This window comes from Sarcina sp. DSM 11001 (assembly GCF_900101015.1).
Lineage (GTDB): Bacteria > Bacillota > Clostridia > Lachnospirales > Lachnospiraceae > CAG-791.
Window position 1 is genome coordinate 104,341 of the sequence record NZ_FNFZ01000003.1, and the last position, 20,939, is coordinate 125,279.

Genomic DNA, 20,939 nt, shown 5'->3' on the forward strand with positions numbered 1-20,939 from the left:
TCCCCTTCGCTCAGCCCGGTTACTATCAGCTCAGGTATTTCTTCCTGAGCCCCTCGCCGATGCAGTTGAGCCCGACGATCGTCATGACGATCATAAAGCCCGGCGCAAGCGCCGCCCAGGGCGTCGAGAAGATAATGTCCTGCGCCTCCTTGAGCATGCGTCCCCAGCTGGGGATCGGGGGCTGAATGCCCAGTCCCAGATAGCTCATGCTGGACTCCGCCAGGATCGCGTTCGAAAGACCGATGACGATCGAGGAGAGCAGCAGCGGATAAATATTCGGCAGAATGTGCACGAAGAGGATGCGGAGATCAGAATCCCCGAACACCTTATTGCTCAGGACGAAATCAGCATTTTTGTACTGCAGAGTACCTGTGCGCACGATCCTCGTGAAGCTCGGAATGAACATAATGACCAGTGCGGGTATGATCGTGAGCTTCCCATAGTTCAGGACACTGACCATGACAAGGGCGATCAGAATGCTGGGGAAGGAATTGACCGCATCCATGATACGCATGACCACCTCGTCGACCATTCCCCCAATATAGCCGCACGCAAGACCCAGCAGAATACTGATCCCGGTCGCCAGCAGAATAGTTGAAGCGGAGACCAGGAGGGTGAAGCGGGCTCCCACCATTGCCCTGCTGAACACGTCCCTTCCAAAGTTGTCCGTCCCGAAGAAATGGGTCAGGGAAGGTGCCTGTGACCTCAGAGAGGTGTTCATTTCATAGACATCATGCGGTGTATAAAAAACACTCACGATTCCCAGCGCCAGTACTATGCCCACGATGATAAAACCGATCCTGAGCTCTGTATCACCTGTCGTCCAGCCGCTTACTGTCAGGGTCTCCTTTTTCATAACTTCCCTTTCCCCGCCTTTTCCCGCAGCCAGGATCCGCCTGAACAGGCGTCCTGCCCCGCGGCCGGCATCTGTCTGCAATACGCTCGTTTCAGCTGCTTTTGGATTGCCAGCGTTGATCATGATAATGAACCTCTTTCGCTATCTTGCGATCCGGATACGGGGATCCAGGATCTGAATAAGGATATCTACGATAAAGTTGACGATCAGGATCACGATCGCAATATACATGACAAGCGTCTGGACCGTCGGGTAATCTCTGGAGGTGACAGACGCGATCAGAAGACGCCCTATTCCCGGAATGCCGAAAACCTGCTCGATCACGATCGATCCGGAAAAAATACCGCTTACGATCATACCGATCAGAGGGACTACAGAAACGATCGCATTTTTCAGGACATGCACGTACATGATGCGGTTTTTGGTACTGCCCTTGCTGCGCGCCGTCCGGACATAATCCGCGCGCACTTCTTCAATGACCGCAGTCCTGATGTACTTGCACAGGATACAGGTCTGAGGGATCGCGATCGCGATCGCGGGAAAGATCATGTAACGGAAAAACCCCGCGGGATCCCTCTCCATGGTGACAAATCTCCCCGGCGCAAACCAGTGCAGGATCAGGCCGAACACCCAGATCAGCAATATACTCAGAAAGAATCCCGGAACGGAGATCCCCAGGATATTGAGAAAATTCAGGATCTGCTCGGAGACAGCATGCTTTCTTCCCGCCGTAAATACTCCCAGAGGGATGCCGATCACTATGACAAGAGCCAGGGCCAGGGCTCCCAGGATCAATGTGATGGACAGCTTTCCCTTCAGCAGATTGGCCACGGGCTTTCTGTACATGATCGACGTGCCGAAATCTCCGTGCAGGGCACCGCCGACCCAGTCCGTGTACTGCTCAGTCATAGGCCGGTCCAGTCCCAGTTCTTTCCGCAGATCCTCCAGCTGCTCCTGCGAGGCGCTCGTCCCCAGCATCATGGCCGCGGGATCTCCGGGCACGATATGAAAGAGCCAGAATGTGACGATCGATATGACAAAGAGTGTCAGCACCAGGATGCCGACTTTCCTGACGAAGTACCGCATGGCAATCTCCTGTGTTCCTGTCAGCGGGGAAAACCCCGGTTTAACAAAAATATCCCGGACCGGACGGGGAGGCGGTAAAGCCCGCGCCCGTCCGGCCGGATGATCTTTTTCCCAGTCTTTCCGCGCAAAGCACGCGAAAACATCTCAAGTCCGGTCAAGGGACAGCCGGTAAAGACAATTCACTCATCCGCCCCCTGATCGTTACTGATCACTGTGATCACTGGACCGAATACAGAGCCGAGTAATCATCGACATAAAGCGGATAGGACGCAAAGCCTCCAAATCTGGGACTGTTGACGACGATCATGTCGATATCCTGCAGATAAACGCTGGCGCACTCATCGCTGATGATCTTCTGCGCTTCCTTGAAGAGCTTGACCTGCTCGGCGTCATCTGTCTCCAGGATCGCCTTAGCGTAGACGTCATCAAATGCCTTGGAATTGAAACGGATAAAGTTGTCACTTGCCGTGGACACATATCTGTTCAGGAAAGCAGTCGGGAAGGCGATCCGTCCGTCAACGGAGACAACAGTTGCCTCATATTCGCTCTTCTGATAGACACGGGTCAGCCAGGTGTTCCAGTCAACAGACTCGATATCGACTGTGATGCCTGCCTTTGCGAGCTGGTTGGCGATGACCTGAGCGGTGTCCACATGGACCTGGTAGTTGGAAGGAACACGGATCGTGAAGCTGAGGTTCTCCTGTCCCGCCTCCTTGAGGAGTTCTTTTGCCTTTTCCACATTGACATCATAGACTGATGTCAGTTCATCGTTAAAATACTTCTGCAGTCCGGGAGTGACAGGTGTTCCCGCCTTGGTTCCCATGCCGTAGCTTACTGTCTCAATGATCTCGTCCGAATCCACTGCATAGGCCACAGCCTGACGGACACGCACATCCTTGAAGGGACCGAAATCATTGTTGAGCGCCAGCACCTGCACAGCGTTGGCATGACGGACATTCTGAACATAATCCGTTCCTTCGAGCTCTCTCCAGCCGCCGGAATTGGAATTGAATCCGTCGATCGCGCCCGCCAGATAGTTGGTCGCCAGCTCGGCGGTGTTCTCATAGTACTTGAGCGTGACGGAATCAAGATGCGCAGGCTCTCCCCAGTAATCCTCAAATTTTGTCAGCAGGGTGTGGTCCTGCTCCATGAACTCCTCCATCTTGAAGGGACCGGTTCCGATCGGGTTCGTCGCCAGGTCCTTTGCGTCCTTGGGGACAATGGGATTTGTGATGATGGCAAGGAAACCGCTGTCGGGTGTATTCAGATGAATCACAAGTGTTTTTTCATCCGACGGTGCGTCGGCAGAATCCGCAGCTGCGATCTCGGCCGTCTGTATCTCCTTTCCGTCCTCGTCCTTATCGGTCTTGTAAGTGACCGTGTAGGCCTTTCCGCCGGCCATATACTGGTCGATCTCGTTGTAGCCCGTGATCGGAGCTGTAATGGCCTTTTCAATGGAATAAAGAACATCTTCCATCGTGAGGTCGCTGCCGTCGTGGAATTTCACGCCCTCGCGCAGGACAAAGGTATAGGTCTGGAGATCATCGCTGACTTCATAGGATTCAGCAAGGGCGGTTTCAAAGCTTCCGTCCGTTCCAGTGCCCATCAGTCCTTCGTAAATGTTAAAAAAGATACTTCTTGCTTCCGCTGTCTGAATGGTGAAGGGGTCAAATCCGGGGGCTTCCGTGGAAACACCCTTGATGAAATCTCCGCCTTCCACCATCTGGCCGGCAGATTCGCTGCCGGCGGACTCGCTGCCTGCTGCTGTACTGCCTGCGGCAGGAGTGCTGTCTGTACTCCCCGTACTCTGGGTGCCGGCGGATTTACCACCGCAGCCTGCGATCAGTGAAGCGGTCAATGCCAGCCCCAGAACCAGTGCCATGAATTTCTTTTTCATTTTCAGTAATCCTCTCCTTTTTTTTGCTGAAAGCAGCATCAAAAGACGCAGACCGCCTTTTTAAGGAGCTGCCTGAAAACGGTCCCTGCCCATAGTGCAGGTCATTTATCAACAGATCCTTATCGTCTGCTTCCACATGCGCAGATTCCTGACGTCTGCAGGACACAACAAAAAAACTGCAGACAGCAGGAACACATTATAAAGTATTCAAGCATTTAGGGAAAAACAGGGCGAACGCCCCCATCAGAATCCATGAATCAAGAGTATGGAAAAGTCTCTGTGTCAAAAGCGATCTGCCTGCCAGGAGATTTACGCCTGAAAACAGAAAGAGAATTGCATGGATCAATTCCCGGTCAGATGCTTTTAAATAAGACCGCAGAAACCCTGCCCGCAACAAAAAAACGTTTTCAAACCGCGCCGGCCTCGAACAGATCCTCCCATTACACGCTCCCTTCAAAGTCGCATATGGGCACAGCTTTTATGTCCGGGTCCTGCCGGTTGTCTGCCGCATGCCTTTCTCTATTTGCCCTGCGGCAGCCGCCTAATTGACTGCAGAATCATCATGATGCATTTTCCTGCGAATAATGCTCAATTGGAAAATATCACATTCGCATACAAATCGCAATGACCTCAGCATGATTTCTTTGAAAGAATTGAAAAAAGTACAAAAGTCAAAAGAAGGCTACTGTCCCTTCGTCGGAAAGACATGGCCGCAGCACCGGCAGCCGCCCCCTCCCTTATTCAAAATAATTCTCTTGCCTGCACTTCCCTTCCGAATTATAATTAGGAATGTTTTTATTTTATTCTTCAACTTTTATTCTTCATCCCTTAAACAAAATGATATCGCCCCGTTTACAAACCCGGCTTTCGTTCCGGAAGTACGAAGCCCAGGTTTTCATCACTTCAGAAGGAGGGACAGCATGCAGATCGGATTTGACAACGAAAAATATCTTCAAACCCAGTCGACTCACATCCGTGAGCGGATCGCGCAGTTCGGCGGCAAGCTCTATCTGGAATTCGGCGGCAAGCTTTTTGACGACTACCACGCTTCAAGAGTTCTGCCCGGCTTTGCTCCCGACTCAAAAATCACCATGCTCAAGGCGCTCAGGGACCAGGTCGAGATCGTGATCGCCATCAACGCGGCAGATATTGAAAAAAACAAGGTCCGCGGCGATCTGGGCATCACCTATGATATGGATGTGCTGCGCCTTGTGGACGCCTTTACTTCCAACGGACTCCTGGTCGGGAGCGTCGTTCTGACCCGCTTCTCCGCCCAGCCCTCCGCCATCGCCTATGAAAAGAAACTCCAGGCCCTCGGTCTGCGGGTCTACCGACACTATCCGATCCCCGGATATCCCTCCAACATCCCGCTGATCGTCAGCGACGAGGGGTTCGGCCGCAACGACTATATTGAGACCTCAAAGCCCCTGGTCGTCGTCACCGCGCCGGGACCCGGCAGCGGAAAAATGGCCACCTGCCTCTCCCAGCTCTACCACGAGAACAAGCGCGGGATCAAGGCGGGCTATGCCAAATTTGAGACCTTCCCGGTCTGGAACCTGCCTCTGAAGCACCCTGTAAACCTCGCCTATGAGGCTGCGACCGCGGACCTCGACGACATCAACATGATGGATCCCTTCCATTACGATGCCTACAAAGAGACTGCAGTCAATTACAACCGCGATGTCGAGGTCTTCCCTGTCCTCAATGCCATTTTTGAAAAGATCCAGGGGACTTCTCCCTACAAATCCCCCACGGATATGGGCGTCAATATGGTGGGCTTCTGCATCAGCGATGATGAAGTCTGCAGCAACGCCGCCAGACAGGAGATCATCCGGCGTTATTGTCAGGCGCTCTGCGAATTTCGCAAGGGAAATGCCTCCGATGCCCCCGTCTTTAAGATCGAGCTTCTGATGAAAAAGGCCGATATATCTGTGAGTGACCGTCCGGTCATCATGGCCGCCAATGTGCGTCACGAAGAGACCGGGGGCCCCGCGGCAGCCATGCAGATGCCGGACGGCACGATCCTGACAGGACGTACCACTTCGCTCCTGGGGGCCTCCAGCGCCCTGCTGCTGAATTCACTGAAATACCTGGCAAATATTCCGGAGGATGTCAAACTTCTCTCTCCTGTCATGATCGAGGCCAGCCAGAGTCTCATGGTCCGCCACCTGGGAGAACGCAATCCCCTTCTCCATCTCAATGAGATCCTCATCATTCTGGCCATAACCGCCGTAGAGGACAATGATGCCAAAAAAGCCCTTGACGCCCTGCCTCTTCTGGCCGGGCTGGATGCCCACTCCTCCGTCATTCTCTCCCAGATCGACGAAGGCGTCTTCAAAAAACTGGGCGTTAACCTGACCTGCGAGGCGCGTTACGAGAGCAATAAGTTTTATCACAAAACGATCCGCTGATCTTTTCACCCGTTTCCGCTCTGCTGTATGCATAACATGCTGTATGGACCAGCTGCAGGAAATGGCCGCATGAAAACAGCTGAACAAAAGTTGCTGCATAAAGGCTGCTGCATGAAAAAGCTGCTGCATGAAAGAGCTGCATAAAGGTTGCTGCATGAAAAAAGTCCCGGGTGCGCTGTACCGCATCCGGGACTTTTGCTGACAATATCTAAAAAACGCTGACCCCTATTTCTGTACAGAAAAGGCTTCCAGGGTTGTCCGTTCCAGAATGTTACTGATCCGGATAAAGCTCTCCGAGGAATCCGTCTCCATGCCGTCTTCCACCCAGTCTGTCCATACCCCGACCAGGCCTGCTGTATAAAAGCGGGTCATGATATCTTTATCGTGCCTGCTGATTCCTGTCTTTTCAGTCACATTGTCAATGTAGCGTTCAATTGAAAATTTGCAGATCTGGCGAATATAATCCATAAGAATAGGTCTGGCTTCTGAATTATATACGTGCAGGATAGCCGTCCTGTTTGCTTTAGAATAACGGACCAGGGGAAGGATGCAGTCGGCCGTGGATTGAACATCCTTATAAAGCACAAACATCTTTGCAACCATTTTTCTGCAGATCTCCCCCAGCATAGCCGGTATACTCTGATAGTGATAATAAAATGTATTCCTGTGGACACCCGCCTCCTCAACAATATCGTTTACTGTGATCTTTGCAAAGGGCTTCTCCATGATCAGTTTCAAAAACGCGCTTTCAAGCTTTGTATTTGCATCTCCTACAGTCATTATTGTACCTCCAGCTTCCGATTAGCCTACGGCAGCTCAATGGCTGACTATTAACTATATCATTATCGATTATAAAAAAAAGCAAACTCTTTGAACATAGACAATGTATTAACTATAAACAATGCCATCCACAAAAATGTCACAATCAATTAAATAGATGAGGTTTTTCGCAACTGTAGACAAAGCACTCGGAATACATGTATTTTATTGTTTAAATGCATGGTCGATTTATAAGTATTGTTTATGGATTATCATTGATAATTATAAAATTACTGATAATTATAATCAGAACATCCGGCGTAAACAACCATGCCTTCGTTAAAAAAAACAGTTCCTGTGGACCACCTTGCGAACAAACCGGATTCTGTTACAATAAAAAACAGGAAACAAGGCCGGAGGCCGCCTCAGAGCCTCTACTGGAATTAGTGAAAGGAGAATCCCGATGTATTTTTATATGCCTGCAAAAGTGTACTGTGAAAACAACTGCGTCCGCAAACATGCAAAAGAACTTGCCTCTTTCGGAAAAAAGGCCCTGATCGTGACCGGTAAGCACAGCGCTTTCCAAAACGGCTCTATTGCCGATGTGCAGGCTGCTCTCGATGATCATGGAGTGGCGTCTGCTGTCTTTAACGAAGTCGAAGAAAACCCTTCCGTGGACACTGTCATGAAGGGACGGGACAGGGGCATAGCGGAAGAAGCGGATTTTGTCATCGGGATCGGCGGAGGTTCCCCCATGGATGCTGCCAAGGCGATCGCCCTTATGATCCGTCAGAAGGATGCAGGTGCCGATTATCTCTATGACAGCACTGCTCTGACAGACGCTCTCCCTGTCGTCTGCATTCCCACGACCTGCGGAACCGGCTCGGAAGTGACTGCAGTCTCTGTCCTCACGCGCAGCAATCTCCGCTCCAAGGGATCGATCCCCCACAAAATCTTTCCCCGGCTCTCCCTTCTCGACGGCAGATATCTGCTCTCCGCCCCCAGGCGGGTCATTGCAGACACCTCCTATGATGCCCTCTGCCACCTTTATGAAAGCTGGCTGAACACCAAGGCTACCGACTGCAGCCGTATGTGCGTAGATGCCGGCCTGAAAGTGTGGCGCCGCAGCCGCAAGGCTGTCTACAATGGAACAGACCTGACCCTTGAAAACTGCAATGACATGCTCCTCGCCTCCATGTTTGCAGGCATTGCCATCGCGCACACCGCGACCACCCTGCCCCATGGAATGAGCTATCCGGTGACTGTTGAGACCGGCATGCCGCATGGCAAGGCCTGCGGCTACTTCCTGACAGGATATCTTCGTGAAACAGATCCCGGTGAGACCGCATATCTTCTGAATGCCGCCGGATTTGCGGATATTGATGCTCTGGAGGATCATTACAGGGCAACCTGCGGCAGAGATGAAGTTCCCGTCCCGGTACTCCTGAAATCCATCTCCTCGACTCTGGGAAGTCCCGCAAAGCTTGCTCTTGCTCCATTCGGCGTCACAGAAGCTGCTCTCTACAGAATCGCCGGGCTCTGATTTTCAGGCAGGATAACAGCCCGGCCGGCCCCACAGGATCCCGGCATCGCGGGCAAAATCCAGGCTCGACGAACAGGGTCCGGACTGAACGGAAATAATCGTAATAATCCATCAGAAGACAGCAAAACCGGCACGGCTCTGTATCGTATCTGTACAGACTCCATGCCGGTTTTTATGTCGTTTTCACCTGGGTCACACGCCGGTCAGGAAAAGTCCCCGTCTATCGTCTACCGGAACTCCGGATCCGTCGTCACCGGATCATTCGGCGGGTTCTGGTCATCCGGTCCGCTCAGGTCGTCAGGTTCCTGCAGATCCTCCGTGTCCAGTAAGCCGGATTCCGAAGCACTCTGCAGGCCGTCATCCGTTCTTTCCTCTGGATCCGCAGATCCGAACTCCAGAGGGCTGTAAGGACTGCCGTTCCCGGCTTCTGCGTCCTTGTCCCAGGGCCCCGAAGAACTCGCCTGATCTCCGGCTCCCGTCTCTGTGTCTGAGAAGCCGGTTTCCATCGCTGTGTCTGAAGCGCCGGTTTCCATCACTGTGTCTGAAAAGCCGGTTTCCATCGCTGTGTCTGAAGCGCCGGTTTCCATCGCTGTGTCTGAAGCGCCGGTTCCCGGGCCCGTATCCGCATCTGCATACTCCAGAAGGTCCTGCTGGCCGCTTCCTTCCAGTGCTGCAACGGGACTCCCCTCTGCTTCCGCAGCAGACATTCCCTCTGCTTCCGCAAAATCCGCAAACTCTTCGGAATCCGCAAACTCCACCGGAGGTTCAGGTTCATCCTGTCCCAGAGCAGCTTCAAGAGACGAATCACGGACGGCGACAAGAGCAGACGCCATGAGAAAGGCGAGCAGAGCCTCGGCGGCAAAACCAAGGATCAGCCAGAGCTTCTGCCCGGTGACAAAGCCGTAACCAACCAGGGATTCAATCACCCCGTGCACCAGCACTGCCAGCAAGAAACTGACAGTGAGCATAAAGCCCGCTCTGCCTGCGTGTTTTTTCTGTTCCGAACCCTTTGCGAAACCATAAAGAACACCCATCAGCCCCGCGTACCCGAAATGAGAGGGGATGAACAAAAGCGCATGAATAAATGAGGCGACAGGTCCTGCGCTCAGAAAGTCAGGCATGGCACTGCGCAGTATCTCAAGATCGGGAGGGAGCACATGATAAGCTGCCTGCCAGGCCAGATAGAGCACTGCGGAAAAGGCAGTCCCGACAACTGCGGCAGCCGCAATACCATCTCCCACAGTCTCCATCGTCATCTGCTTCCAGGTCGATATACGCAGTATAAAATGTTTCCAGGCCTCTTCGATCAAAGCTCCTGCCAGCACATAGCGCAGAAGCACTGAGAACAGCGCAGCCTGTTTTCCCTCCGCATTTTCCGGAAAAAGGCGGAAAATAACAGCTGCTGCGCCCAGCCCTCCGGCTGCCATCAAAAATGCCGGGACAGCTGCCAGAAGTCCCAGGAAAAGCAGCTTGAAGAAAATCCTCCGGCTTCCCTTACCAAAGGATCGTGATCTCAAAATAAGAAACAGAAGGGGGAAAAGCGGAAGGTAGGCAGCGATCAAAATAATAGTCAGATTCATGACAACATCTCCTGCACAAAGCTCTCTGATTTAAAGTTCTTTGGTACCGGAACCGCTGCAGCCTCCAGAATGACCGGACTGACAATACGATTCACCTCATAAAGAAGGGTTTTTTCCTCTGTATCTGACCAGGCAGTCAGATAAAAGTTCTTTCCATCCCACGCCAGGTCAAACGGAGAACAGACAGTCACTATCCGTTCATCTGCATTTTTCCTGCGGCGGCCGGCTTTTACGGCATCGGTCTCACTGTATTGAAAGCTGATTTTTTTGCCCTGATTGATGGCGTCATTGATGGTATTGACCATCTCATACACCCGGGCATCCCCGCCCGTCTGCGGTTCTACTGAGATCAGGTGGCGCTCCACACTCTCCGCCTGATATTTGCTGCAGAACCTCTTCAGTTTTTTAAGGATCGTATTTTTCTGTTTTTTACTGATAAAGCGGGAAGAGAGGACTGCGTCTCCGATCATGCGGAGCTCTTCCAGAGAAAACTCCCGGTCCCGGAAATAGTAGAAATTTCCGGAGCTGACGACTGTCTCGATATCATACCCTTCTTTTGAAAGCGTATCTATATCATCCCTTACTGTCTGCCTGCTATAGATCGTCTCCTCGTCCCTGAGAGCGTCCATGATCTCCGCCTTGGTGGTAAAATGATCTTCATCCGTGTTGACGTAAAGATAGCGGTAAAGCCTGAGCAGCCTGCTCTTGTTACTGACCATGTTTCACCTCCCTTACAGGTGACTATTGCAGTCTGTGAAAGCCTGGGGCAGCATTTCCGCCCCGTTAAACCCGCCGGAAGCACTTCGTACCTCCCATATATTATATTATGCCGTAAAAAAAATTTTTCGTCAACAGCGATGTCCGGGGCGCCTTCCTTATCCCTTACATCATCACACTTCAGTTCCATGGGCGGCTGCCCGCACGAACGCTCCCTCGGCTTTTCCTCGCTGCTTTCATCACACTTATTAAACGTGTTCTTCACATTCCCTACACATTTTCCAATTAGGATGTAATCAGCCTTCAGGAAGCCTCTTATTCCCTCCAAATAAGGTTTTCCTGTAAAGGTGCCTGTGAAAAACAGGTTTTCATATTTCCCCTTTGCCCCTTTGTCCCGGCTGCAGGCAGGCTCCGGGACAAAGGGGTTTTTATAAGTCAGATCATTGACAGGGAGATCCGTTTCTTTCTGACATCGACCGCAAGAACAGTGACTTCTACAACGTCTCCAACACTGACCACTTCCAGGGGGTGTTTGATAAACCTCCTGCTCATTTTTGAAATGTGTACCAGCCCGTCCTGGTGGACGCCGATATCCACAAAAGCGCCGAAGTCCACGATGTTGCGGACAGTTCCCTTCAGCTTCATTCCCTCGGTGAGGTCTTCCATGGAAAGGACATCGCTGCGCAGGACCGGAGCCGGCATGTCCTGTCTGGGATCTCTGCCGGGCTTTTCCAGTTCATCGAGGATATCGCACAGGGTGATCTCCCCGATCCCCAGGCGTTTTGCCGCGGCTGCGGTGTCAGGAACCATTTTCTTCACTTTCCGAAGGGAGGCTGTATCCATGGGGACCTGCAGAAGCTCCAGCAGAGTGAGGACCGCGTCATAGCTCTCAGGATGGACAGCGGTGTTGTCCAGAAGGCTGACGCCGTCGCGGATCCTCAAAAAGCCCGCGCACTGTTCATATGCTCTGGGCCCCAGGCCTTTTACCTTCAGGAGCTGTCTGCGCGCAGAGAAGCTTCCGTTTTCCTCCCGCCATGCCACGATGTTTTTCGCGACTTGGGCACTGATCCCGGAAATGTGGGAAAGGAGGGGCGCTGAGGCGGTATTGAGATCCACCCCCACCATATTCACACATTTTTCCACCACGCCCTCCAGGGCCCCGTCGAGCTTTTTCTGGTTCATGTCGTGTTGATACTGGCCGACGCCGATGGCCTTGGGGTCGATCTTGACGAGTTCCGCCAGGGGATCCTGAAGTCTTCTGGCGATCGATGCGGCGCTTCTCTGTCCGACGTCAAACTGCGGGAATTCCTCCGTTGCCAGCTTGCTGGCACTGTAGACCGAAGCCCCCGCCTCATTGACAATGACATACTGGAGCGGTCTGCCTTCTTTTTTAAAGAAATCGGTGATGATCTTTTCCGATTCCCTCGAAGCAGTGCCATTTCCCACGGAAAACAGGGTGATCCCGTATTTGTCGATGAGCTTCCGGAGCACAGTCTCTGCCTCACGCACCTTGTTCTGGGGCTCCGTGGGGTAGATGACCGCCGTATCCAGGACCTTGCCGGTGGCGTCTACGACCGCCAGCTTGCAGCCTGTCCGGAAGGCCGGATCCCATCCCAGGATCACTCTGTCCGCGACGGGCTGCTGCATGAGCAGCTGTTCCAGATTCTGTTTAAATACGACGATCGCCCCATCCTCCGCTTTTTCCATGAGGGAACTGCGGATCTCCCTCTCTATAGCCGGACCGATCAGGCGGTCATAGCTGTCCGCGCACACCTCCTGCAGGATCTGCTGCGTCCAGGGATTTGCCTGCCCCTTCTTTTTGCGGATGACCTGTCTCTCCAGATAATTCAGGATCTTTTCACGGGGGGCATCGATCTTTACGCTGAGATATCCTTCCTTTTCCCCGCGTCCCACTGCGAGCACGCGGTGGCCGGGGATCCTGCTGACCTGCTCCTCGTAGGAGAAATACATCTCATAGACCCCACTCCGGTCCTCCGCTGCCGGCCCCTTCTTCTCAGAAGCCTTTTTCGCCCCGGTCTCCTTCTTCTTTTCAGCAGACTTTCCTTCGGAGGTTTTTTCTTCCGCCGCTTTTGTCTCTGAAGATTTTTTTGCCGTTTCCTTTTTTGCGGAGATCAGGAAGCCGTCCCGGGAAGTGCATTCCCGGATCCATGTCCGATAATCGGCGTTGTCCGAAACTGTCTCTGCCAGTATATCCCGGGCGCCCTGCAGTGCCTCCTGAGCTGTGGGGACCTCTTTTTCTTCAGAGACATACTTCGCTGCCTCTTCCAGAGCATCGTGGTCCGCTCCCGGGGAAAGGAGCCAGTCCGCCAGTCCCTGCAGTCCCTTTTCCCTGGCGACTCCGGCCCTGGTCCTCCTCTTCGGCCTGAAGGGCCGGTAGAGGTCATCGACCGCCACCTGCGTCTGCGCCGACTCGATCTGGGCGCGCAGCTGTGCAGTCAGCTTTCCCTGCGCTTCGATGCTCTCGAGCACCTTCTCCTTCTTTTCCTGCAGATTGCGCAGGTATCTGAGCCTCTCGTCAAGAGTGCGCAGCTGCTCATCATCCAGTGTTCCTGTTGCCTCCTTCCGGTATCTGGCAATGAAGGGGATCGTATTTCCCTCATCGATCAGTCCCACCGCTGCTTCCACCTGCCACAGCCTGACCCCGAGTTCCCCGGCGATCGTCTTCAGGATCCCTTCCTGAGGATTCCCGGAAGATACCTTTGCCTCTCCGTCTTTATTTTTATTATTATTGTATTCATTATTGCTGACTGTTTTCTTTGTCTCTTCCAAAATCAGTTTCCTCCGCGAATATGATCATAAAAGTACTATCACAAAATATTATCGTAAAAAACATTATCGCAAAAGCGTAAAAATCATTGTTATAAAAAACATAACAGCACATAAAACATTTATCAGGAATCGCAGGCCGGGAATAGTAACCGTTAATTTCTTGTGTTATAATGGCTTCTGATATCGTGCCGGTTTCCCGACCCATGAACATCTGCTGCCCGGCCGGCGGATTTCAATGTTTTTATAAATCAGACAGGAGTATTCTGTATATGAGTCATTTTGATCATCCTAAAAAAAAGACGGACGTTCTGCCCGCCGCGCGCGCTGCCGCTTTGTTTCTGTCAGCTGTTATTCTTTTCAGCGGCTGTTCCGGAACGGGAACGATGTATACGCCGGATCTCGATGAAGAGGCTTCCCTTGATATGACAGGTTCCGGGTCTACGGCCGCTGAAGCCGCACAGCCTGGAGAAGAAACAGGGTCCGGAATTAAAAAAACCGATTCCGCTTTGGCCCGGAGAAAAAAAGCAGTCATGCTCGAAGGCACAGGAAGCGAGCTGCTCAATGCCGAGACCGTTGATTATTATTATCGCTTCACTCTTGACGGTGTCACCCTGCAGCTGCCCTGCAGCTTCTCGGAACTTACCGCCGCCGGTTGGGAGCCTGCCCTGTCCGGTCAGGAAAGCAGTAAAGGCTGGGAACCCGCAGTCAGGGCATACTCCTATGAGTTTTTCGATCTTGTCTCCACAGAGGCTTCGGCGCAGAAAAACTCCGTCTTCAGTACAGCCCGTTCCAGTGATAAAAAGATACGGGTCTGTCTGGCCAATTTTTCGGATAATCCCTCTGCCCTCTCCTCCTGTACTGTCTGTGGTATTTCTGCAGCTTCGGACAGCGGAGCATCCCTGGAGACCTCATTCGGTTTCGGCTTAAACGACTCACTCAAAGACCTGACGACAGTTTTCGGAACAGATCCCTCGATCTACAAAATGACAAAATATGCCGACGGCACCTGCAGTGTTCAATACCGGTTTTCCAACGGACTTCAGGATATAGACAAGATTCCTGTCCTGGCGGAAGCCGAAGAGAAGGAACTGGCAGAGCTCATGCTCATAGAAACGGAAGAGGACAGCAGCACGATCAGGAAGCTGTCCCTGTATTATTTCCGTCAGGATAAATAAGCGAAGAGCGGAACCAGTCAGGGCTCTTTATCCCTGAAATAAACCCGAAAAAAGGGCAGCCCTGAAATCTGAAAGACATAACCAGATTAAAAAGGCCGCCCTGAAATCTGAAAGACATAGCCAGATAAAAAAGGGCCGCCCTGAAATCTGAAAGACATAGCCAGATAAAAAAGGGCCGCCCTGAAATCTGAAAGACATAACCATAAGGTTAAAGCAGAATGTACAGATTATTGCTCAGCAGGGCCTGAGATCAGAAAGATACTTCTCCGCTCTGCTCCAGAAGCGTCACGCTTTCCACTGCCGGAAGGGCTGCGATCTCATTGATCAGGCGCAGGCGCTGTCTGGTAGCGACACGCAGGACCAGCATCTGTTTTCCGTCTGTCCGGCCTGTGGAGATCTTCCTGACTTTGCTGCAGCAGCTCTCAATGATCTGGCGGCAGGCTTTCTGAATATCCTCTCCGTCTCCCGGATGCCCATAGACAGTGAGAATGAGGGGAGCGCTGCCGATCGGCAGGTAATCCAGAAGGATCACTGTCGCTGTCATGACAGCAGTGGTGACGATCGCGATCCTCCACATGCCTGATGCGATAAAAATACCGCTCGCCACTGACCAAAGGATAAACACCTGGTCCATCGGCTCCTTCACAGCGCCTCTGAGGCGGATGATCGCAAGAGCTCCCACGACGCCGATGGAAGCGATGGCATTCTGGCTCATCAGCAGGATCAGCGCCGCTGTCACAGGCGCGGCTGCCAGAAGGGAGAGGTTGAAGCTCATGGAATACAGAGACCTCCGCCTTGTGAGCCGGTAACAGAAGAAAATATAGACACTGACAAGCGCCGCCGCGATCATCGCTGCGGCGATTCCTTTCCCCTGATATTCCGAGGGCGGGTATCCCTCCGACAGTATTTTAAAGACAACATCGATAAAAGACATTTATTTTTCCTCTTCCCTTCCAGAACTATAACTTCCAAATACATAAAAAGAAACTGCGCTTGCGGCGGCAACATTGAGAGAATCCACACCGCGCGCCATGGGGATCATAACTACGCTGTCAGCTGCGCTGATCGTCCCGGGCAGCAGGCCGTCACCCTCGGCACCCAGGATCACTGCCGCCTTCTCCTCTTTTCCTAAACGCAGGTCTCCGATCCCGACTGCGTCCTCTCTGAGGGCCATGGCGATCGTCCGGTAGCCCCGCTCTTTTAAAAGCCGGAGCCCTGAACTGCCCCAGTCTTCCAGGGATCCTCTGATCCAGGCCCATGGGATCCGGAGAACTGTGCCCATGCTGACCCTGAGGGTCCTGCGATAAAGCGGATCACTGCATCCATCCGTCAACAGGACAGCATCTATTCCCAGGGCTGCAGCGTTCCGGAAGATCGATCCCACATTGGCGGGATTCATCACATTTTCCAGCACAGCTATCCTGCGCGCCCGCCCCGGGCGGCCCTGCCCGGAATCTGAATCTCCGTTTAAGATTCTGTGAAAGGCATCCCCCTCACCGTCCAGTATATCCTCCGCCGTTCTCAGGGGAGGACGCCTCATCGCGCACAGGACACCCCTGGTCAGTGCATATCCGGTCAGCTTTGTCAGGACTTCATACCGGCCCGCGTAGACCGGGATCTCCTCACAGCACCTCCGGCAGCGGGCGATCACCTCCGCCGCCTCCCCCCGGACATGCCTGTCCTCCACAAGGAGAGAAACCGGAATACAGCCCGCGTCCAGCGCGCGCATGACCACTTTGGGGCTCTCCGCGATAAAAAGCCCGCCGTTTGGTTCATAATAGTGCTTCAGCTGTACCTCAGACAGCCTGGTATAGACCTCCAGTCCCTGATCCTCCAGACCGGAGACAGAAATCAGATCCTTCATCTAAATACTACTTTTCCCTTTATTCCTGTAACAGAAAAGACTACAGCCGAAAGTATACTCCCATTCGCCGGATTTGCCAACATCATTTGCCGGTGTAATTTATAATGGGAATTTGCAGCGGTTCTCGACAAGGGTTCTTTGATAAGGATTCTTTGATAAGGATTCTTTGATAAGGGTTCTTTGACAAAGCAGGGGACAGTTCCCGGTCCACTTTGAAGTGGAACGGGGACCGTCCCTTTTTGCGATCTGTTTCCCCCGCGCTTCTCCGCGGACGGGGTCATGGTGTGTCCTTACATCATTCGATCATGGACAGCCCGGTATGGCAGCCGGCCTGCGGCCGGCCGCACATCTCTCCACCGGTTTACTGTTTACTTCACCGTCACGCTGACTTTTCTGGAAGTCCCGTTCTGTGCGTAAATGTAAATATGGCAGGTCCCTTTTCCGACCGCTGTGATCTTTCCGTTTTCGTCTATCTCGGCGACCTTCTTGTTGTCAGAGGCGTAGCGGTACCTGGCGGCATGATTCTCTTCGAGCAGCTTCTTCCCCTGGATCTCAGGAATGGTCTTCGCCTTGATTGCGGCGGTCTTTCCGATCCTCAGCGTGTAACTGTCCTTCTGGACGGTCACACTTCTGGCATTCGTAAAACCGCTGGTCCTGCCCCGGCCCCCGGTCACATGGGCGATGATGCTCGCGCCCATCCTTGTGTCCTGTCCTTCCACCTTCCGGTACGCGATGACCCTGACCTTGATATTTTTCGTACGGTCGATTTTCTTTCCGTTCAGCCTTGTGATCTTGATGACTGCCGGGCTTTTCCCGCTGACCCCCCTGACCAGTCTGGGAGCGTCCTTTCCGCAGTAAGCAGCCAGGACATCGTAACGGCCGGCGCCTTCCGCCTTCCCCCAGGAAACCATCAGCGCCTCGCCGTCCCACCATGCCCTGAGGCCGGCGTTCAGGCTGATCTTTGTCCGCGCGTTCTCGGCACCGGTGATCCTGTCGGTTATGGTGTAGGTGCCGTCTTTCAGCGTGGCTGTGTAGTTGGGATCTTTGTTCCAGGACACGGAAATCCTGTATTTCCCCGGTTTGGAGGGCTTTTTGGCAGTGGTGGAGGCCTTGATGCCCAGGTTGTCCCCGGAGACATAAGCGCCGGTCACCTTCCAGGTGAGCTTTTTGATGGATGTCTCGCGCGGGCCGGTCTTGTCCTGAGCGGTGATCGTGATCTTCGCCCGGGCGATGGATGCTTTGATCCGGAAGGCTGCGGAAGTCTTATGGTTCTTATCCCCCACATATCTGTATTCCATCGTATAGGTCCCGGCCTTCACGGCAGTGGGGATGGAGTTTGACCAGGAAGCGGCTCCGCTCATTCTGTACTGCATTTTCGCGCAGCCGTCAGGGAGCTTTGCCGGAGCGGAAAGGAGCTTCTGGTTCTTTCCGTTATAGGTAAGTCCGGATCTGGCAGCGGGCTTTCCGCTGTTCCCGGCGGACGCCGTGTCGAGGGCGGCTTTCCGGACGGTGTAGGTGCCGTCAACGAGCTGCGCGTCGTAGTTTTTGTTCTCATTCCAGCTCACGGTGATGGGATAGGTCCCCGCATCAGAGTCCTTTTTCACCCCGGACGCCACGCTGACGCCCAGCTCGTCGCCGGCCACATAGGCGCCGCCCACCGTATAGGTGAGGGCCTGCAGGTCCTCCCCGTAGATGCCGGACTTGTTGTCGGCTGAGATAGTGATAGAGGCCCGGGCAATGGCAAAGCCCAGCGGCTTTGACACGGCTTCTTTGTAGTTCTTCGTCTCGGCGACCAGGACCCGTACATAATAGGAGCCGGCTTCAGCGGGGACCTGATCTGTATAACCGATGCCCTCGTCCGTGCTGTATTCATATCTCACGTCCCCGTTCCCGGGATTGCCTGCCGCGTCCACTCCAGGTTTGTTGGCAGCCTCACCGTAGGTCCATCCGGTGATGGAGACCGTGGGTGTGACAGGTGCCTTTTTGATCACGGCTGTGAGGCAGGCGGGCGGGACGTCATTGTGGTTGGCGTCGCCGGCAACCCTGTACCAGACATAATAGTCCCCCGCGTCGATTCCCTTCGGGATCTCCTCGGTGAAGAGGCTGTCCTCAGGAGGCGTTGAGGCGTCCTTTCCAAGAACGTACAGCATCGTGCCGCCCTGGACGGTGCCCGGACGGACCAGTTCCTGGGCTTCGCCTGTGTAGGTGAGGCCGTCCTCATGCCCTGTCGGACTGCCTGAGGAATCGCCGGGATCGATCGTCACGGCAAAGCAGGCCTCCGGCGAGTCAAGGTGAGTGTCGTCTGCAAAGACCTTATACCAGACATAATAGGTCCCGGCACCGGTTCCGGCAGGGATCTCTGTGGAATATTTGTCCGCGGAAGGAGGCGTGTTGAGGTCTTTGCCGAGCGCGTACCTCAGCTCACCGCCGGAGGCTTCCCCTGCGATGACAAGCTCCTGAGCCTGCTCGTTGTAGGTAAGGTTCCGGGCAGCCGGCGCCTTTGTGACGTCTGCTGGTTCCTTCTTCGCGTAGGTGTAGATATAGACCGTATCCTGTTTGATTTCGGTCTTCTCGTCAGGCTCCACGTCCCAGATTCCGGCCATGAACGTGCTGTCTTTGGGCCTGCTGCCGGCGGAGGGGATCTGCATCTTTTCCAGCTTCAGCTTGTCGCCCTCGTGGCCTTCCAGGGTCACGGTCCTGTCCGCTGTCGCATCATCTCCCTCGCCGTCATCCCATGCGCCGTTTTCCACTCTGAAGGTGACGCTGTAACTGATCTTCGGGATGACGATTATGGCGCCATTATGGTAAGTGATATTGTAATTGCCCGTCACATCGCTGCCGTCAGCATCCTGGATCACGGCACCGGACAGAATGATCCTTCTACCCTCTACCGTCATAGTGACCGCGCTGAGGCTGTGGCCTGAGACCGCGTCAGACAATGTCACCATGTCTGTTCCGGTCCGGATTCCGGCGCCTTCTTTGATCATCTGATCAATCGCCGTGACCGAGACCGCCCTTTTGGCGATGTTCCATTGCCTGTATACCGAGTCCCTGTAGTTTCCTTTTCCGACAATGAGCACGGAATAGGCACCCGCGTCTTTTCCCTCCGCGCCGGTGGCCACTTCGTAATCGCTGCCGTTAAGATTCAGGCCGTCCATGCTCACTCTGGTGACAGCAACTGTCTGGAGCGATCCGTCATAGGTCCTTTCCGTCTGGTCCACCTTCACATCGGCACCCTTGATGGATTTCGGTTTCACAATCAGTTTTCCGGGGTCGAAGGCGATGTCATAGTTTTTCGCTGTCAGCCCTTTGGGTGTGATCATATAAATACCGACGTCGTCATACTGCCTATAGGTATAGTCAAAGACCAGTCCGCCGGACAGCACGCCGTCCGCGGTTTCCGTGTCATCTCCTACGAAGCCGGCATAGTCCGCGCCGTCGTTCGCCGGTGCGTCCCCGTAGACGATCGTCTTCGGCCTCGCCGTGACCGTCAGCTTCGCCTTTTTGATCTCTGCGACGGTGCAGCCGGGGTCGCTGCAGTAATCCTCCGTGTCACCCGCGGCCTTGAACCAGATATAATAGGTTCCCGCGTCGGTCCTCACGGGGATCTCCTCGCTCCAGCCGGACGTCGGAGGAGCGTCTTTATCGCCGATGGCGTACCTCATCGTTCCCCCCTCCGCGGATCCCCTGGAGCACAGCTCCCGGGCAGCGCCGGAATAGTCCAGTTCCTTTCCGACGGGCTCGGTAAGGATCCCGGGTTTTGACTTTTCCGTCCACTTAGGGCTCACGGTGATAACACCGTTCGCCGCATCTTCTTTAGTATATTCCCAGGTACCACCGTTCTGATCCCATTCGCCCGCTTTCACACTCGCAGACCATGTCTCACCGGTGGTTCCGTCTTGTTTTCTAGTCGGAACCACCAGATAGCCGGCACTGTTGTTGCTGGAACTAATATTGTTAAAAGCCGTAGCCTTATTAGTATCATGCACTACGACTTTAATATAATTCTTGCCGTCCGGGACCGACTCTGCCCTGACAGACAGACACAGCGCCCGCATGCTAATCAGCAGGAGTACCGCCACAGCAAAAGCAGATAAAAGCCGACATATTGTTGCTCCGGTTTGTTTCATTGGAAATCCCTCCTTTTACTTCGATGACTATACTTGCCTCTCAATGCAGTAATGGTCTGAAAAGTAACGTTTTCATCTATATGCACCTGCACACAGGTCGCGCACAGGTCAAATTTTAATTTTCTGCTTGA

The 20,939-nt window shown here is 53.5% G+C and carries 13 protein-coding genes; 3 read left to right on the plus strand and 10 right to left on the minus strand.

Annotated features, from left to right (window positions below; all coding sequences use genetic code 11):
* Positions 1-25 precede the first annotated feature (25 nt).
* The 3 genes from BLT02_RS02260 to BLT02_RS02270 all read right to left on the minus strand — a co-directional run bounded on the left by BLT02_RS02260 (position 26) and on the right by BLT02_RS02270 (position 3,839).
* The gene (locus BLT02_RS02260) at positions 26-979 is read right to left on the minus strand and encodes an ABC transporter permease (protein WP_242869678.1); all 954 of its coding nucleotides are present in this window, start codon (positions 977-979) and stop codon (positions 26-28) included.
* Positions 980-997: 18 nt separating this feature from the next.
* Complete coding sequence (locus BLT02_RS02265; RefSeq protein ID WP_092991241.1) at positions 998-1,942, minus strand: ABC transporter permease; 945 nt, start codon at positions 1,940-1,942, stop codon at positions 998-1,000.
* Between the two features lie 217 nt (positions 1,943-2,159).
* A complete protein-coding gene (locus tag BLT02_RS02270) occupies positions 2,160-3,839 on the minus strand; it encodes an ABC transporter substrate-binding protein (protein WP_175453649.1) in 1,680 nt (559 codons plus the stop codon).
* Positions 3,840-4,759: 920 nt separating this feature from the next.
* On the opposite strand from BLT02_RS02270, the gene BLT02_RS02275 reads away from it, so the two are divergent.
* Complete coding sequence (locus BLT02_RS02275; protein ID WP_092991243.1) at positions 4,760-6,250, plus strand: DUF1846 domain-containing protein; 1,491 nt, start codon at positions 4,760-4,762, stop codon at positions 6,248-6,250.
* A gap of 225 nt (positions 6,251-6,475) precedes the next feature.
* Here BLT02_RS02275 and BLT02_RS02280 read toward each other — a convergent pair whose 3' ends face one another.
* Entirely contained in the window at positions 6,476-7,030 is a 555-nt protein-coding gene (locus BLT02_RS02280) for a TetR/AcrR family transcriptional regulator (RefSeq protein ID WP_092991244.1), read from the minus strand.
* Between the two features lie 442 nt (positions 7,031-7,472).
* Between BLT02_RS02280 and BLT02_RS02285 the strand changes: the two genes are divergently transcribed.
* The gene (locus BLT02_RS02285) at positions 7,473-8,552 is read left to right on the plus strand and encodes an iron-containing alcohol dehydrogenase family protein (RefSeq protein WP_092991245.1); all 1,080 of its coding nucleotides are present in this window, start codon (positions 7,473-7,475) and stop codon (positions 8,550-8,552) included.
* Between the two features lie 227 nt (positions 8,553-8,779).
* On the opposite strand, the gene BLT02_RS02290 is transcribed toward BLT02_RS02285, so the two are convergent.
* The 3 genes from BLT02_RS02290 to BLT02_RS02300 form a co-directional block, all read right to left on the minus strand.
* Positions 8,780-10,132 (minus strand): PrsW family glutamic-type intramembrane protease, encoded by a 1,353-nt coding sequence (locus BLT02_RS02290; RefSeq protein WP_092991246.1) that lies wholly within the window; start codon positions 10,130-10,132, stop codon positions 8,780-8,782.
* On the minus strand, positions 10,129-10,851 hold the full coding sequence (locus BLT02_RS02295) for a helix-turn-helix transcriptional regulator (protein ID WP_092991247.1): 723 nt from the start codon (positions 10,849-10,851) through the stop codon (positions 10,129-10,131). Before BLT02_RS02295 ends, BLT02_RS02290 begins: the two co-directional genes overlap by 4 nt.
* A gap of 433 nt (positions 10,852-11,284) precedes the next feature.
* On the minus strand, positions 11,285-13,540 hold the full coding sequence (locus BLT02_RS02300; RefSeq protein WP_092991319.1) for a Tex-like N-terminal domain-containing protein: 2,256 nt from the start codon (positions 13,538-13,540) through the stop codon (positions 11,285-11,287).
* Between the two features lie 368 nt (positions 13,541-13,908).
* On the opposite strand from BLT02_RS02300, the gene BLT02_RS02310 reads away from it, so the two are divergent.
* Positions 13,909-14,814, plus strand: coding sequence for a hypothetical protein (locus BLT02_RS02310; protein ID WP_139187365.1), 906 nt, complete (start codon positions 13,909-13,911; stop codon positions 14,812-14,814).
* A 250-nt stretch (positions 14,815-15,064) separates the two neighbouring features.
* Here BLT02_RS02310 and BLT02_RS02315 read toward each other — a convergent pair whose 3' ends face one another.
* The 3 genes from BLT02_RS02315 to BLT02_RS02325 all read right to left on the minus strand — a co-directional run bounded on the left by BLT02_RS02315 (position 15,065) and on the right by BLT02_RS02325 (position 20,808).
* Complete coding sequence (locus BLT02_RS02315) at positions 15,065-15,748, minus strand: MgtC/SapB family protein (protein WP_092991250.1); 684 nt, start codon at positions 15,746-15,748, stop codon at positions 15,065-15,067.
* A complete protein-coding gene (locus tag BLT02_RS02320) occupies positions 15,749-16,678 on the minus strand; it encodes a TrmH family RNA methyltransferase (protein WP_092991251.1) in 930 nt (309 codons plus the stop codon). It lies immediately after the preceding gene.
* Between the two features lie 368 nt (positions 16,679-17,046).
* On the minus strand, positions 17,047-20,808 hold the full coding sequence (locus tag BLT02_RS02325) for an MBG domain-containing protein (protein WP_092991252.1): 3,762 nt from the start codon (positions 20,806-20,808) through the stop codon (positions 17,047-17,049).
* Positions 20,809-20,939: the final 131 nt, after the last annotated feature.